Here is a 14,202-nt window from a genome sequence, read left to right as displayed (position 1 = left end):
CCCGGGTACGAGCGGAGGCCGCACCCCACGTCCAAGGGTGCGGCCTCCGCGTAGCCAACGACTGGGTCAGACCAGCGTCACGGTGATGTTCCCGCGGGTCGCCTTCGAGTACGGGCACACCTCGTGCGCCTTCTCGACGAGCGCCCGGGCGGCACCCCGCTCCACCTTGGGCAGGTCGGCCGAGATCTCGACGATGATCCCGAACCCGTCCCCGTTCTTCCCGAGGCCGACCCTGGCGGTGACGGTCGACCCGGTGAGGTCGGCGCCCGTCTCCCTGGCGACGACGCCGAGGGCTCCCTGGAAGCAGGCGCTGTACCCGGCGGCGAAGAGCTGCTCGGGGTTGGTGCCGGCGCCGCTGCCTCCCATGGCCCGCGGCGGATTGACGACGACGTCGAGCCGGCCGTCATCGGTGGCCACGCGCCCGTCGCGCCCGTTCTCGGCGGTGGCGACGGCGGTGTACAGGACGTCGGACTGCTGGATCGGCATGCGGTTGGTTCCTTCGGTCGTCCGCCGCGGCTCGCGCCCGGGCCGAGCGGATTCGGAAAAAACTTACCGCATACCGAAAACCAGCAGAAGGCGTCAGAGCTTGACGATCATCTTCCCGGTGTTGTCACCGCGCAGCACGCCCATGAACGCCTCGAGGTTGTTCTCGATGCCCTCGACGACGGTCTCGCGGTACTTCAGCTCGCCGGAGGCGACCCAGGGGGCGACCTCGCGCACGAACTCCGGCTGCAGGTCGTAGTGGTCCCCGACCAGGAAGCCCTCGATACGGCCGCGGGTCGCGATCAGCCGGGCGAGGTTCCTCGGGCCCGGGGCGGGCTCGGTGTTGTTGTAGACGGAGATCATGCCGCAGACAGCGATCCGGCCGCCCTGGTTGAGGGAGCCGATGGCCGCCTCCAGGTGGTCACCGCCGACGTTGTCGAAGTAGACGTCGATCCCGTCCGGGGCGGCGGCGCGCAGCTGCTCGCCGACCGGCCCGTTCTTGTAGTTGAAGGCGGCGTCGAAGCCGTACTCCTCGACGAGGAGCTTCACCTTCTCGTCGGACCCGGCGGACCCGATGACCCGCGAGGCGCCCTTCAGCTTGGCGATCTGCCCGACCTGGCCGCCCACGGCACCGGCGGCGCCGGACACGAACACGGTGTCGCCCTCCTTGAAGGAGGCGGTGCGCAGCAGGCCCGCGTAGGCGGTGAGACCGGTCATGCCCAGCACACCGAGGTACGTCGACAGCGGTGCGGCGTCCGGGTCCACCTTGACGGCGTTCTTCGCGGCCACGACGGCGTACTCACGCCACCCGAGGAAGTGCAGTACGTGGTCTCCGACGGCCAGCCCCTCGACGTTGGAGGCCACGACCTCGCCGACGGCACCGCCCTGCATGACCTTGCCCAGCTCGAACGGGGCGACGTAGGACTTCGCGTCACTCATGCGGCCACGCATGTACGGGTCCACGGAGAGGTACTTGTTCCGCACGAGGACCTGTCCCTCGCCCGGCTGCGGAACCTCCGCCTCGACGAAGGCGAAGTCCTCGGGCTTCGGCCAGCCGACGGGACGGCTCGCCAGGTGCCACTCGCGGCTGACGGCGGGGAGGGTGGGGGTGTCGGTCATGATGCGCCTGTCCTCACTGACTCGAGCGGATGTTTCAGTAACTGAAACAACCATGCTCCTGAAAATTTCATGTTGTCAAATAACCGGGTACCCTCGAAGTCATGGTTTCCACCACACCGACCCCGGACTCCCCCCATCCCGACGCACTGACCCTCGAGGTCGTCGAACTCATCGGGGAGGTCGTGGCCCGGTTCCACGAGGACTACGAGGAGGCGGCGGCGGAGCATGCCCTGACCGGGGCGCAGGCTCGGCTGCTGAGCCTGCTGTGCCTGGAGCCGCTGCCCATGCGGAGGCTCGCCCAGCGGTTGAAGTGCGAGCCGTCCAACGTCACGGGGATCGTGGACCGGCTGGAGGCGCGGGGGCTGGTGGAACGGCAGCCGGATCCAGCGGACCGGAGGGTGAAGGTGGCGGCGGCGACGAGTGAGGGGCGGGCTGTGGCCCGGAGCCTGCGGGAGTCACTGCGGTTCGCACGGGAGCCGCTGGCCGGGTTGTCGGAGGGGGAGAGGGTGGCGCTGCGTGATGCGCTCAAGGGGATGCTGGGGTGAGGTCGGGGTGGTGCCGGACGTTGCGGGGTGCGCGGGGTCGGGGCTGAGGCCAGGGGATCACCCTGCTCGGCGTGGCGAGGTGCGGGGCGTGGGCACCGGGGCTGGGGCCGGGGCGTTGCGCAGCCCGGCGTAGCGGGGTGCCGCTGCGCCCACCCGTGCCGCCCCCAGCGGCACGCATGCCCGCAGCGGGGGGCGGTTCGCTGCCCGCAGCGGGGGGCGGTGCGCAGCCCGCAGCGGGGGGGCGGTGCGCTGCCCGCAGCTAGGGCGGACGCGCCCGCGCCCGCCGGACTACGCAAGGGGACGTGTCGGGGGGTGTCCGCCCGCAGCGGTTGTCGCGTCAACGAACAGCCAGTCGGCGTGACACCCCATCGCGACGTTCCGAGGACGGACACCCCCCGACGCGGCCCCGACCCACCACCACCGCGCAGGCGACTACGTGCACCACCACAGGAAGCGGTCGCACGTCCTCGTCGGGGATGGTTCCGGCGTCGGCGCCGGGGTTGCGGGGTCCGCGGTGCGGGTCGGGGCCGGGGCCGGAGGAGCGGCCGTGGGCGCCGAGGTCGGGCGGCTCGAAGAGGTCTCCGGCGCAGGAGAAGACCGAGTCGGCTCGGGGCGCTTCGACTTCTCGTCCTTCGGGGATTCGGAAGCCGACGGCGAGTCGGACGCCTCCGGGGAAGGGGACCTCGACGCCCCCTCGACCCCGGCCTTGTCGCCCGCGGGGCGGACCGTCTCGCCCGCCTCCGTCGGCTCGCCCTCGGCCTCCGCCGGCTTCGACGTCGACTTCGGTGCGTCCATGCCCAGCTCGGCGAGGCTCAGCCCGCCCGCCGCCAGCACGAACCCCGCCGCGACGAACAGCGCCCGGCGCCGCCGTCGGCGATGCGCGGCGGCCTTCCGGTCCCGCCTGCTCGACCCACCCGGACCATCAGCGCCCGGCCCGTGCTCACGCCCACGCCGCCGAGCAGCACGCCCCAGCGGCTCACCACCGTCGGAGTCGTCACGTTCCCCGTGCTCACGCTCTTCGGGCTCGGGGCCGTATTCCGGCTCACGCCGACGCAGCGCATCCGCCGAGGTGCCGCACCCCGGGCACGTCAGCGCGCCGTTGAGGTGCCGTCGGCACGGGTCGCAGTAGTCCATGACGCGGGAAGATTAAGTTCCGCGCCGGTCACGTTCCTAGATCCAGCTGTGAAGGTTCTGCACGGACACACCTCTCCCCTGGTTTCGAAACTGTCGAAACCGTTATGCGCGCGACCCATTGACACTCCCACCACCCCGTCCTTACTGTCACGCCAGCATTTCGAACGTGTGCCGAAATCTCGAACACGTCGAACTGACTGAATGACTGACGGAACTGAGCCGACGAAGCTGCGAGGGACAACCGCCGTGCGCATCACCGGAATCAGCACACACGTGGTCGGGACGCCGTGGCGCAACCTGACCTACGTCCAGGTGCACACCGACGAGGGGATCACCGGAGTCGGCGAGACCCGGATGCTGGGACACACCGACGCCCTGCTCGGCTACCTGAGGGAGGCCGAGGCCAACCACATTCTCGGCTCCGACCCCTTCGCCGTCGAGGACCTCGTCAAGCGCATGAAGTACGGCGACTACGGCCGCGCGGGCGAGATCGTGATGTCCGGTATCGCCGTGATCGAGATGGCCTGCTGGGACATCAAGGGCAAGGCCCTCGGCGTCCCCGTCTGGCAGTTGCTGGGCGGCAAGGTCACCGACAAGGTCAAGGCGTACGCCAACGGCTGGTACACCACGGAGCGGACCCCCGAGGCGTACCACAAGGCCGCCCAGGGCGTGATGGAGCGCGGCTACCGCGCCCTCAAGATCGACCCCTTCGGCACGGGCCACTTCGAGCTGGACCACCAGCAGAGCCTCTACGCCGTCTCCCTGATCGAGGCCGTCCGGGACGCCATCGGCCCCGAGGCCGAGCTGATGCTGGAGATGCACGGCCGCTTCTCCCCCGCCACGGCCGTACGCCTGGCCAAGGAGCTGGCGCCCTTCAACCCGGCGTGGCTGGAGGAGCCGGTCCCGCCGGAGAACCTCAAGGCGCTGGAGAAGGTCGCGGCCAAGGTCGACATGCCCCTCGCCACCGGTGAGCGCATCCACGACCGGATCGAGTTCCGCGAGCTGTTCGAGAGCCAGGCCGTGGACATCATCCAGCCGGACGTCGGCCATATCGGTGGAATCTGGGAGACCAGGAAGCTCGCGGCGACGGCCGAGACCCACTACATGCTGGTGGCCCCGCACAACGTGGGCGGCCCGGTCCTGACCGCCGCCTCCCTCCAGGTCGGCTTCACCTCCCCGAACTTCAAGATCCTGGAGCACTTCAACGACTTCGCGGACGCGGAGATCAAGAAGGTCGTCAAGGGCGCCCCGCAGGTGAACCCGGAGGACGGCTGCTTCCACCTCTCCGACGCCCCCGGACTGGGTGTCGAGCTGGACGTGGACGCCGCCGCCGAGTTCCCCCAGCAGCAGGCCCGTTTCGACCTCTGGGCGGAGGGCTGGGAGCAGCGCAAGCCCAAGGGCGGCCAGTGAGTACCGAAGGACTGCCCGTGAGCGCCGAAGGGCTGCCGGCCGGCACCGCGGTCGTCATCGACGCCCCGGGCGAGCACCGTCTCGTCCCGCACGAGCCCCGGCCGCCCGAGGCCGGCGAGGCGCTGGTCCGGGTCCACGCGTCCGGCATCTGCGGCAGCGACCGCGAGGTCTATCAGGGCAATCGCCCCGAGGGCTACGTCCGCTACCCGCTCACCCCGGGCCACGAGTGGTCCGGGACGGTTGAGGCGGTGGGCGCGGGCGTCCCCGCCTCGCTCGTCGGCCGCAAGGTCGTGGGCGAGGGCTTCCGCAACTGCCAGGTCTGCGACCGCTGCCACGCGGGCGACACGACGCTGTGCACGGCCGGTTACGAGGAGACGGGGTTCACCCAGCCGGGCGCCATGGCGACGACCCTGACGCTCCCCGCCCGTCTGCTCCACACCCTCCCCGACGACTGCGATCTCACCGCAGCGGCCCTCCTGGAGCCCGCCGCCTGCATCGCGGCCGCCGCGCTGAAGGCGAACACGCAGCCCGGCGAGCGGGTCGCCGTGGTCGGCACGGGCACGCTCGGCATGTTCGCCGTGCAGTTCCTCAAGGCGAATTCACCGGCCGACCTGCTGGTGGTCGGCACCCGCCGCGACCGCGAGGCGCTCTCGCGTCAGTACGGCGCGACGGACTTCCGGACGAAGGACCAGGAACTCCCGGACGACATCGACGTGGTGATCGAGACGGCCGGGTCCGCGGACGCCGCCCGGATCTCCGCCGCCCTGCTCCGGCGGGGCGGCCGGCTGGTCCTGACGGGCATTCCGGCATCGGGTGCCGAGGGCCTCGATCCGACCGATCTCGTCGTGAAGCAGCTGGAGGTGCACACCGTCTTCGGTGCCGCGCCGGACGCCTGGGCGCACACGGTGCGGGTGTTCGCCGCCGGTCTGCTCGACCCGCTGCCGCTGGTGACACACGAGCTGCCGCTCGCCGAGTTCTCGCAGGCCATCGAGCTGGTGGGGGCCGGCGATCCGAAGGTGGGCAAGGTGTTGCTGCGCCCGTAGACGTACGCCGGTACGGGGGCAACCTGACGGCTCCCGTACCGGCGTACCCCCCTCGCCCCAGGGTCTGTCGCACCCAGGGCCTGTCGTACCCAGAGCCGCGAACCTCGTCCGAAATATCGAACCGAAGGACTTTCCTGTGACCGACGCTCCCGCCACGGCAGCCCGCAGGCCCGGTGAGCAGGCGCTCGCCGATCTCGGCCTGAAGGCCCCCGCCCTCGACCCCGCCGACGCCTCGCCGCACTCCTTCCCCGGCGGCGGCAGCTGGCGCACCGAGATCCCCTCCTGCGAGGGTCCCGAGGCGCTGGCGGTGGTCCTGAAGGAGGCCTCGCGGCTGGACGTGCCGATCCACCGGATCAGCCAGGGCAGCGGCATCTGGATGCTGACCGACGCCGAGATCACCGAGATGGTCGAGTCGACCGGCGAACGCGACATCGAGCTCTGCCTGTTCACCGGCCCGCGCGGCACCTGGGACATCGGCGGCTCGACCCGGACCGACTCACGCGGCGCGGGTCTCAGAGCCCGCGGCCACGACGCGGTGGCCGGATGTGTCGAAGACGCCGTCCGGGCCACGGAGTTGGGCGTCAAGTGCCTGCTCGTCGCCGACGAGGGCGTGCTGTGGACCCTGCACCGGGCGCGCGCGGCCGGCATCATCCCGGCCGACACCACACTGAAGGTCTCCGCGCTCATCGGCCCGGTCAACCCGGCGGCGTACGCGGTCTACGAGCGTCTCGGCGCCGACTCGGTCAACGTGCCCAGCGACCTGACGCTCAATCACCTCACCGAGATCCGCCGGGTGTCGGGCGCTCCCATGGACATGTACATCGAGGCCCCCGACGACCTCGGCGGCTACGTGCGGATGTACGAGGTCGCCGAACTCATCAGACGCGGCGCCCCGTTGTACCTGAAGTTCGGCCTGTCGAAGGCGCCCGGGATCTACCCCTACGGGCACCACATGCGGGAGTTGACCCTGGCCACCGCCAAGGAACGCGTACGTCGCGGCCGGCTCGCCCTGGACCTCCTCGCGCGCCACGGGGCGGACGGCGACATGGCCCCGCTGGGCTCCCGACTGCCGGGCGAACTGCAACGGTTCGAGATCTCGGCATAACGTTCCGGAAACTCGGCTTCACAAAAGAAGACACAGCCGACCACAATCCGACACATCTCTTCTCGGTCTTTCCGGCACGACCACCCGGAGCGACTTCGCGCCTCCCGGACCGAGCCCTGCACACAGATCAAGGATGATCAATATGCGTAACCGCAGAGCCGCTCTCGCCGCCATAGCCGGAGCCGCGTCCCTCGCCCTGACCCTGTCCGCCTGCGGGCAGAGCGGCGAGGGCGGCAGCGAGGAGAAGCAGGGCAGCGCCAAGGGCGCGACCATCGGCATCTCGATGCCGACCAAGTCCTCCGAGCGCTGGATCGCCGACGGCAAGAACGTCGTCAAGGACCTCCAGGCCAAGGGCTACAAGACCAAGCTGGTCTACGGCGAGGACGAGCCCGACCAGCAGGTCTCACAGATCGAGAACATGATCACGCAGGGCGTCAAGGCCCTGATCATCGCGGCGATCGACAACAAGTCGCTCAACAACGTCCTCCAGCAGGCCAAGGACGCCAACATCCCGGTGATCTCCTACGACCGCCTGATCCTCGGCACAAAGAACGTCGACTACTACGCGTCCTTCGACAACGAGAAGGTCGGCGAGCTCCAGGGCAGCTACATCGTCGAGAAGCTCGGCCTGAAGGACGGCTCCAAGAAGGGCCCCTTCAACCTCGAGCTCTTCGCCGGCTCCAACGACGACAACAACACCAAGTACTTCTTCGGCGGCGCGATGAAGGTGCTCCAGCCGTACATCGACAAGAAGCAGCTGGTGGTCAAGTCGGGCCAGACCGAGCTCACCAAGGTCACCACGCTGCGCTGGGACGGCGCCACCGCCCAGCGCCGCATGGACGACATCCTGACCGGCACCTACAAGAGCGGCCGGGTCGACGCGGTCCTCTCGCCGTACGACGGCATCTCGATCGGCATCATCTCCGCGCTGAAGTCGGACGGCTACGGCTCGGGGAGCAAGCCGCTGCCCGTCATCACCGGCCAGGACGCCGAGGTCGCCTCGGTGAAGTCGATCAAGTCCGGCCAGCAGACGCAGACCGTCTTCAAGGACATCCGCAAGCTCGCCGAGAACGCCACGAACATGGTCGACGCGGTGCTGAACAAGAAGAAGGTCGAGGTCAACGACGAGAAGACCTACGACAACGGGACGAAGGTCGTGCCCGCGTACCTGCTGCAGCCCGTGAGCGTCGACAAGGGCAACTGGCAGAAGGAGCTCGTCGACTCCGGCTTCTACCAGGCCGGCGACCTCAACTGACCGACGGGCCCACTGCAGCAACAGATTGGAAGGCACGACCATGGCGGGACCCGTCCTGGAAATGCGCTCGATCGTCAAGACCTTTCCCGGCGTCAAGGCGCTGTCGGACGTCACACTGACCGTCCAGCAGGGCGAGGTCCATGCCATCTGCGGGGAGAACGGGGCCGGCAAGTCGACCCTGATGAAGGTCCTCTCGGGCGTTCATCCGCACGGCACGTACGAGGGGGAGATCCTTTTCGAGGGAGAGACCTGCGAGTTCAAGGACATCAGGGCCAGTGAGCAGCGCGGCATCGTGATCATCCACCAGGAGCTGGCCCTGGTGCCCTACCTCTCCCTCGCGGAGAACATCTTCCTCGGCAACGAGCACGCCACCCGCGGGCTCATCAACTGGAACGACACGCTCAAGCACGCCAGTGAACTGCTGCGCCGGGTCGGTCTCTCCGACCACCCGGAGGCCCGCGTCGCCGACATCGGCGTGGGCAAGCAGCAGTTGGTGGAGATCGCGAAGGCGCTGTCGAAGAAGGTGAAGCTGCTCATCCTCGACGAGCCGACCGCAGCCCTGAACGACGAGGACAGCGGCAAACTCCTGGATCTCATCCTGGAGTTGAAGCAGCAGGGCATCACCTCGATCATCATCTCCCACAAGCTGAACGAGATCCGCAAGGTCGCCGACTCGGTGACCATCCTGCGGGACGGGCAGACGATCGAGACGCTCGACGTGAAGGCGTCGGACACCACCGAGGACCGGATCATCTCCGGCATGGTGGGCCGTGACCTCGACCACCGCTTCCCCGAACGCACCGCGTACGAGGGGGAGGTGGACTCGGCCCCGGCTCTGGAGATCCGCGGCTGGTCCGTGCACCACCCGATCGACCAGCAGCGCAAGGTGGTCGACGACGTGTCGATCGAGGTCAAGCGCGGCGAGATCGTCGGTATCGCGGGCCTGATGGGCGCCGGCCGCACCGAACTCGCGATGAGCGTCTTCGGCCGCACCTACGGCCGGTACGCGGGCGGCCAGGTCTTCAAGGACGGCAAGGAGATCCGTACGAAGACCGTCCCGGCGGCGGTCAGGCACGGCATCGCGTACGTCACCGAGGACCGCAAGCACTACGGCCTCAACCTCATCGACACCATCAACCGCAACATCTCGCTCAGCGCGCTGGGCAAGGTGGCCAAGCGGGGGATCGTCGACGAGCAGGCGGAGCGGCGGGTGTCCGAGGGCTTCCGCAAGTCCATGAACATCAAGGCGCCCACCGTCTCCGAGCCGGTGGGCAAGCTGTCCGGCGGCAACCAGCAGAAGGTCGTCCTCAGCAAGTGGATCTTCGCGGGTCCCGAGGTGCTGATCCTGGACGAGCCGACGCGGGGGATCGACGTCGGCGCCAAGTACGAGATCTACACGGTCATCGACCAACTGGCCGCCCAGGGCAAGGCGGTCGTCTTCATCTCCTCCGAGCTGCCTGAGCTGCTCGGTATGTGCGACCGCATCTACACGATGGCCGCGGGGCGGCTCACCGGTGAGTTCTCGCGGGCCGAGGCCTCGCAGGAATCACTGATGCGCCAGATGACTAAGGACAAAGAGGTAACCCGATGAGCACGGATGTGACCGCCAAGACTCCGGCTCCGGCGCCGGGCAAGAGCGGGGGTGGGGTCGCCGGAGGTGGCCTGCTGCAGCTCGTCCTGGACGGCCTGCGCCGCAACATGCGCCAGTACGGCATGCTGATCGCGCTCGGCCTGATCGTCGCCCTGTTCGCCGTGTGGACGGACGGCGACCTGCTGCTGCCGCGCAACGTCTCCAACCTGGTTCTGCAGAACAGCTACGTGCTGATCCTCGCGATCGGCATGATGCTGGTGATCATCGCTGGCCACATCGACCTGTCGGTCGGTTCGCTGACGGCCTTCGTGGGCGCGTTCGCGGCCGTACTGACCGTGCAGCACGATGTGGCGTGGCCGGTGGCCGTGGTGCTGTGCCTGCTGGTGGGCGCGGTGGCCGGCTCGGTGCAGGGCTTCTTCATCGCGTATCTCGGCATACCGTCGTTCATCGTGACCCTCGCCGGCATGCTGATCTTCCGCGGTATGACGGAGATCTTCCTGGAGGGGCAGACCCTCGGCCCGTTCCCGGACGGACTGCAGAAGATCGGCAACGGCTTCCTGCCGGAGACCGGCCCCGAGACGAACTACCACAACCTGACGCTGCTGCTGGGCCTGGCCCTGATCGTCTTCGCGGTCTTCCAGGAGGTCCGTGACCGCAGGCGCCAGAAGGAGTTCTCGCTCGACGTCGTCCCGCGCAGCCTCTTCCTGCTCAAGCTGGTCTCGATCGTCGCCGCGATCCTCGTCGTGACGATGCTGCTCGCCAGCTACAAGGGCGCGCCGATCGTCCTGCTGATCCTGGGCGTGCTGGTGGTCGGCTACGGCTACGTCATGCGCAACGCGGTCTTCGGCCGCCACATCTACGCCATCGGCGGCAACCTGCCGGCGGCGAAGCTGTCCGGCGTCAGGGACAAGAGGGTCACCTTCCTGGTCTTCCTGAACATGGGCGCGCTCGCGGCCCTGGCGGGTCTGGCGATCGCCGCCCGTCTGAACGCGGCCTCACCGAAGGCGGGCCTGAACTACGAACTCGAGGCGATCGCCTCGGCGTTCATCGGCGGCGCGTCCATGAGCGGCGGTGTGGGCACCGTCCTCGGCGCGATCATCGGCGGTCTCGTCCTCGGTGTGCTGAACAACGGCATGAACCTCCTCAGCGTCGGCAGCGACTGGCAGCAGGTCATCAAGGGTCTGGCCCTGTTGGCGGCGGTCGGCTTCGACGTGTGGAACAAGCGCAGGGTCGGTTCGTAGCACGACCGGTGCCCCGCCCACCGGCGGGGCACCGGCTCTCCCTGGACCCGATTTTGTCAGGAACAAAACACAAATCTGTCGCACGACTACGCACCGCACAGTACGGGGAGGCAACTCCCCTCATTCACGAGGAGCCGCACGTGGAACTGAGCAGACGTACCGTCATCGCCGGGGCGGCCGCCGCCGGTGTCACCGCCGCCACCGTCGGTGGCACCGCGCACGCCACGGGAGGCAGGAAGCCGGTGAAGACGCTCTTCGGCAAGCTCGCCGACGGCACCAAGATCTACAGCTGGGCCCTGGAGAACGGCGGCACCCGCCTGAAGGTCCTCTCCTACGGCGGCATCGTCCAGTCGCTGGAGATCCCCGACCGCCGCGGCCGCTACGCCAACGTCTCCGCCGGCTTCGACAACGTCGAGGACTACGTCGCCAAGAGCCCGTACTTCGGCGCCCTGATCGGCCGGTACGGCAACCGCATCGGCAAGGGCAAGTTCACCCTCGACGGCAAGGACTACCAGCTCTCCGTCAACGACGGTGAGCAGAGCCTGCACGGCGGCGCCAAGGGCTTCGACAAGCGCGTGTGGGACGTCGAGCCGTTCACCAAGGGCTCGGACGTCGGTCTGCACCTGTACTACACGAGCGTCGACGGCGAGATGGGCTACCCGGGCACGCTCAAGGCCAAGGTGACGTACACGCTCACCCGGCACGGCGACTGGCGCGTCGACTACGAGGCCACCACCGACAAGGCCACCGTCGTCAACCTCACCAGCCACGTCTACTGGAACCTCGCCGGCGAGGGCAGCGGCACGATCGAGGACCACGAGCTCCAGATCGCCGCCTCCCGCTACACGCCCACCGACGCGGGCCTGATCCCCACGGGCGAGCTGGCCAAGGTCGCGGGCACGCCCTTCGACTTCGGCCGTGCCAAGCCGATCGGCCGGGACATCCGGGTCGCGCACCCCCAGCTGGTGACCGCCAAGGGCTTCGACCACAACTGGGTCCTCGACAAGGGCCGCACCGCCCGGCCCGAGCACGTCGCCACCCTGCGCGACCCCGCCTCCGGCCGCACCCTAAAAATCGCCACGAACGAGCCGGGCCTGCAGTTCTACTCCGGCAACTTCCTCGACGGCACGCTGACCGGCCCGTCCGGCCGCACCTACCGGCAGGGCGACGCGCTCTGCCTGGAGACGCAGCACTTCCCGGACTCGCCGAACAAGCCGAAGTTCCCGTCGACCGTGCTGCGGCCCGGGCAGACGTACCGGACGACTACGATCCACACGTTCGACTGCTGATGTCCTGGGTGCCGTCCTTGGCACCACTGACAAGCCTTCACAGGTTGGACACAAGTTCTGGCCGGATTCCCAACGGTTGAACAGTGTCACCACAGTCTCCGTATGTAAGGGCGGCCCGCGCTCCCCCGCGCGGGCCGCCCTTAAACGTCGGGTCCGGCCGTCCCCAACGGACCCGCCTCATACGGAGGTTCCATGGCCGACAACGTCACGTCGCTGTTCCGCAGCACCGCGGCGCACAGCCCGTCGATGGCGGCGTTGACACGTGAGGGCGGCGAAGGCGCCGGGCCGGTGGACTTCTGCATCCCCTGCAACCCGTACTTCCCCACCCCGGCCATGTTCGACGACATGTCGGCCAGACTCCGCGACATCATCACGTACTACCCGAGCGGCGCCGACACCATCACGGCCGAGCTGTGCAGCCTGCTCCAGCTGCCGCCGCAGTGCGTGGCCATGGGCAACGGCTCCACCGAGCTCATCACCTGGATCGACCACCTCCTCGTCCGCGAGTCCCTCGCCGTCCCCGTCCCCACCTTCGGCCGCTGGACCGACCAGCCCATGGAGACCGGCAAGCGGGTCGACATGTTCCCGCTCCAGGAGTCCAGCGGCTTCGCCCTCGACCTCGCGCAGTACGCCGAGTTCATCCGCGCCCGGGGCACGCGCGTCGCCGTCATCTGCAACCCCAACAACCCCGACGGCGGCTTCCTCCACAAGCACGCCATCGTGCAGTTCATGGACGCCATGGCCGACCTCGACCTGGTCGTCATCGACGAGTCCTTCCTGGAGTTCGCGGACGCCGAGGCCGAGCCGTCCGTCGTCCAGGAGGCCATGCTGCGGCCCAACGTCATCGTGCTGCGCAGCCTCGGCAAGAACTTCGGCCTGCACGGCATCCGCTTCGGCTACCTCGTCGCCAACCCGGCGCTCGCGGGCCGGGTCCGGTCGATGCTGCCGAAGTGGAACCTCAACTCCTTCGCCGAGCATGTGGTGTTCATGCTCAAGGAGCACGGCGCCGAGTACGCGCAGAGCCTCCAGCAGGTGCGCCGCGACCGGCTCGACATGGCCAGCCAGCTCTCCTCCCTGCCCGGTCTTACGGTCTACCCGTCGCAGGGCAACTTCCTCTTCGTGCGCCTCCCCGTGGGCGCCGAGGGCACCGTGGTCCGGGACAGGATGCTCACCGAGCACCGGATCCTGGTCCGCGAGTGCGGCAACAAGATCGGCTCGTCCAGCCGCTTCCTGCGTCTCGTGGTGCGCCCCCAGGTGGACGTGCGTCGCCTGGTGTCCGGCCTGGAACAGGTGCTCTACGGGACGTCCAGGAGGGGAGCCGCCGTACCGGAGCTGGGCAACGGGACCAGCTACAGCTCGGGTACGGCGGCCGTGGACCGCCTGGTGAGCGAGACCAACGGGTCGGGCATGCGAGGGCTCGCCGCTCAGGCCACCGGTTTCGGTGGTCCGGGGCCCGTCGCAGCCCCGGCCGCCGCCGGCACCGGCATGCCGCTCCCCGCCACCGCGTCCGCCGCACCGGCGGGCCCGGGCGGAGGGATGCCGATGCCGGCGGCGGCACAGATGGGCCAGACAGGCCCGATGGGGCAGATAGGCCAGGTGGGCCAGATGCCGCAGATGGGTCAGATGGGCCAGATGGGTCAGCAGCAGATGCCGCAGGCCGTGCCGCAGCCCGTCCCGCAGCCCGCTCCCCAGCCCATGGCCGCACCGCTCCAGCAGCCGCTGGCACCGGTGGCGCAGGCTCCTGCTCCGGCCCCGATCCCCACCCCGACCCCGGCGCCGGTCCCTGCTCCGGCGCCGGCTCCCCTGCCCACACCGGCACCCGCGCCGGCCGCGACCGGGCCCACGCCGCCCGGCGTTCCCGCCCGGGGCGGGCTGACCGCCGCGCAGGTCAGGGGCACCAACGGCTTGTCCCCCGCCCCGGCCACGGGCTGGCCGGGCACCCAGGCCTGGCCCAACGCGGCGGGCATGGGGGCGGCGGGCTAGAAAC

General features: G+C 69.2%; 11 protein-coding genes, 1 tRNA gene and 1 pseudogene. 9 read left to right on the top strand and 4 right to left on the bottom strand.

Annotation, left to right across the window (positions count from 1 at the left end):
* Positions 1 to 66: 66 nt before the first annotated feature.
* Entirely contained in the window at positions 67 to 486 is a 420-nt protein-coding gene (locus ACZ6I3_RS01250; RefSeq protein WP_469410781.1) for an organic hydroperoxide resistance protein, read from the bottom strand.
* A gap of 93 nt (positions 487 to 579) precedes the next feature.
* On the bottom strand, positions 580 to 1,602 hold the full coding sequence (locus ACZ6I3_RS01245; RefSeq protein ID WP_469410780.1) for an NADP-dependent oxidoreductase: 1,023 nt from the start codon (positions 1,600 to 1,602) through the stop codon (positions 580 to 582).
* Between the two features lie 101 nt (positions 1,603 to 1,703).
* Here ACZ6I3_RS01245 and ACZ6I3_RS01240 point away from each other — a divergent pair, with 101 nt between their 5' ends.
* Positions 1,704 to 2,147, top strand: a complete 444-nt coding sequence (locus ACZ6I3_RS01240) for a MarR family winged helix-turn-helix transcriptional regulator (protein WP_469410779.1) — start codon at positions 1,704 to 1,706, stop codon at positions 2,145 to 2,147.
* Positions 2,148 to 2,579: 432 nt separating this feature from the next.
* Here the strand turns inward: ACZ6I3_RS01240 and ACZ6I3_RS01235 are convergent, their stop codons facing one another.
* On the bottom strand, positions 2,580 to 3,281 hold the full coding sequence (locus tag ACZ6I3_RS01235) for an SCO2400 family protein (protein WP_469410778.1): 702 nt from the start codon (positions 3,279 to 3,281) through the stop codon (positions 2,580 to 2,582).
* A gap of 246 nt (positions 3,282 to 3,527) precedes the next feature.
* Between ACZ6I3_RS01235 and ACZ6I3_RS01230 the strand changes: the two genes are divergently transcribed.
* From ACZ6I3_RS01230 to chvE, 4 genes and pseudogenes are all read left to right on the top strand, one after another.
* Entirely contained in the window at positions 3,528 to 4,691 is a 1,164-nt protein-coding gene (locus ACZ6I3_RS01230) for a mandelate racemase/muconate lactonizing enzyme family protein (protein ID WP_469410777.1), read from the top strand.
* Between the two features lie 17 nt (positions 4,692 to 4,708).
* Positions 4,709 to 5,734: a zinc-dependent alcohol dehydrogenase gene (locus ACZ6I3_RS01225; protein ID WP_469410776.1), complete on the top strand. Its 1,026-nt coding sequence runs from the start codon at positions 4,709 to 4,711 to the stop codon at positions 5,732 to 5,734.
* A 136-nt stretch (positions 5,735 to 5,870) separates the two neighbouring features.
* Positions 5,871 to 6,839, top strand: coding sequence for a hypothetical protein (locus ACZ6I3_RS01220; RefSeq protein WP_469410775.1), 969 nt, complete (start codon positions 5,871 to 5,873; stop codon positions 6,837 to 6,839).
* 133 nt (positions 6,840 to 6,972) lie between these two features.
* Positions 6,973 to 8,028 (top strand): annotated as a pseudogene (chvE, locus tag ACZ6I3_RS01215) (multiple monosaccharide ABC transporter substrate-binding protein); the annotation flags it as partial.
* Here the strand turns inward: chvE and ACZ6I3_RS01210 are convergent.
* Positions 8,009 to 8,113: transfer RNA gene (locus ACZ6I3_RS01210), tRNA-Thr, on the bottom strand. The pseudogene chvE and the gene ACZ6I3_RS01210 overlap by 20 nt on opposite strands.
* Positions 8,114 to 8,134: 21 nt before the next feature.
* On the opposite strand from ACZ6I3_RS01210, the gene mmsA reads away from it, so the two are divergent.
* The 4 genes from mmsA to ACZ6I3_RS01190 all read left to right on the top strand — a co-directional run bounded on the left by mmsA (position 8,135) and on the right by ACZ6I3_RS01190 (position 14,198).
* Positions 8,135 to 9,685 carry a multiple monosaccharide ABC transporter ATP-binding protein gene (mmsA, locus tag ACZ6I3_RS01205; RefSeq protein ID WP_469410774.1) on the top strand — a complete coding sequence of 517 codons (1,551 nt, stop codon included), beginning with the start codon at positions 8,135 to 8,137 and terminating at the stop codon, positions 9,683 to 9,685.
* On the top strand, positions 9,682 to 10,926 hold the full coding sequence (gene mmsB / locus ACZ6I3_RS01200; protein ID WP_469410773.1) for a multiple monosaccharide ABC transporter permease: 1,245 nt from the start codon (positions 9,682 to 9,684) through the stop codon (positions 10,924 to 10,926). The genes mmsA and mmsB overlap by 4 nt, the downstream gene beginning before the upstream one ends.
* 140 nt (positions 10,927 to 11,066) lie before the next feature.
* Complete coding sequence (locus ACZ6I3_RS01195; protein ID WP_469410772.1) at positions 11,067 to 12,215, top strand: aldose epimerase family protein; 1,149 nt, start codon at positions 11,067 to 11,069, stop codon at positions 12,213 to 12,215.
* A gap of 192 nt (positions 12,216 to 12,407) precedes the next feature.
* Positions 12,408 to 14,198 carry a pyridoxal phosphate-dependent aminotransferase gene (locus tag ACZ6I3_RS01190; RefSeq protein WP_469410771.1) on the top strand — a complete coding sequence of 597 codons (1,791 nt, stop codon included), beginning with the start codon at positions 12,408 to 12,410 and terminating at the stop codon, positions 14,196 to 14,198.
* The last annotated feature ends 4 nt before the right edge of the window (positions 14,199 to 14,202 follow it).

The organism is Streptomyces sp. NPDC041940, from assembly GCF_055589465.1.
This window is presented reverse-complemented; position numbering and strand designations above follow the sequence as displayed.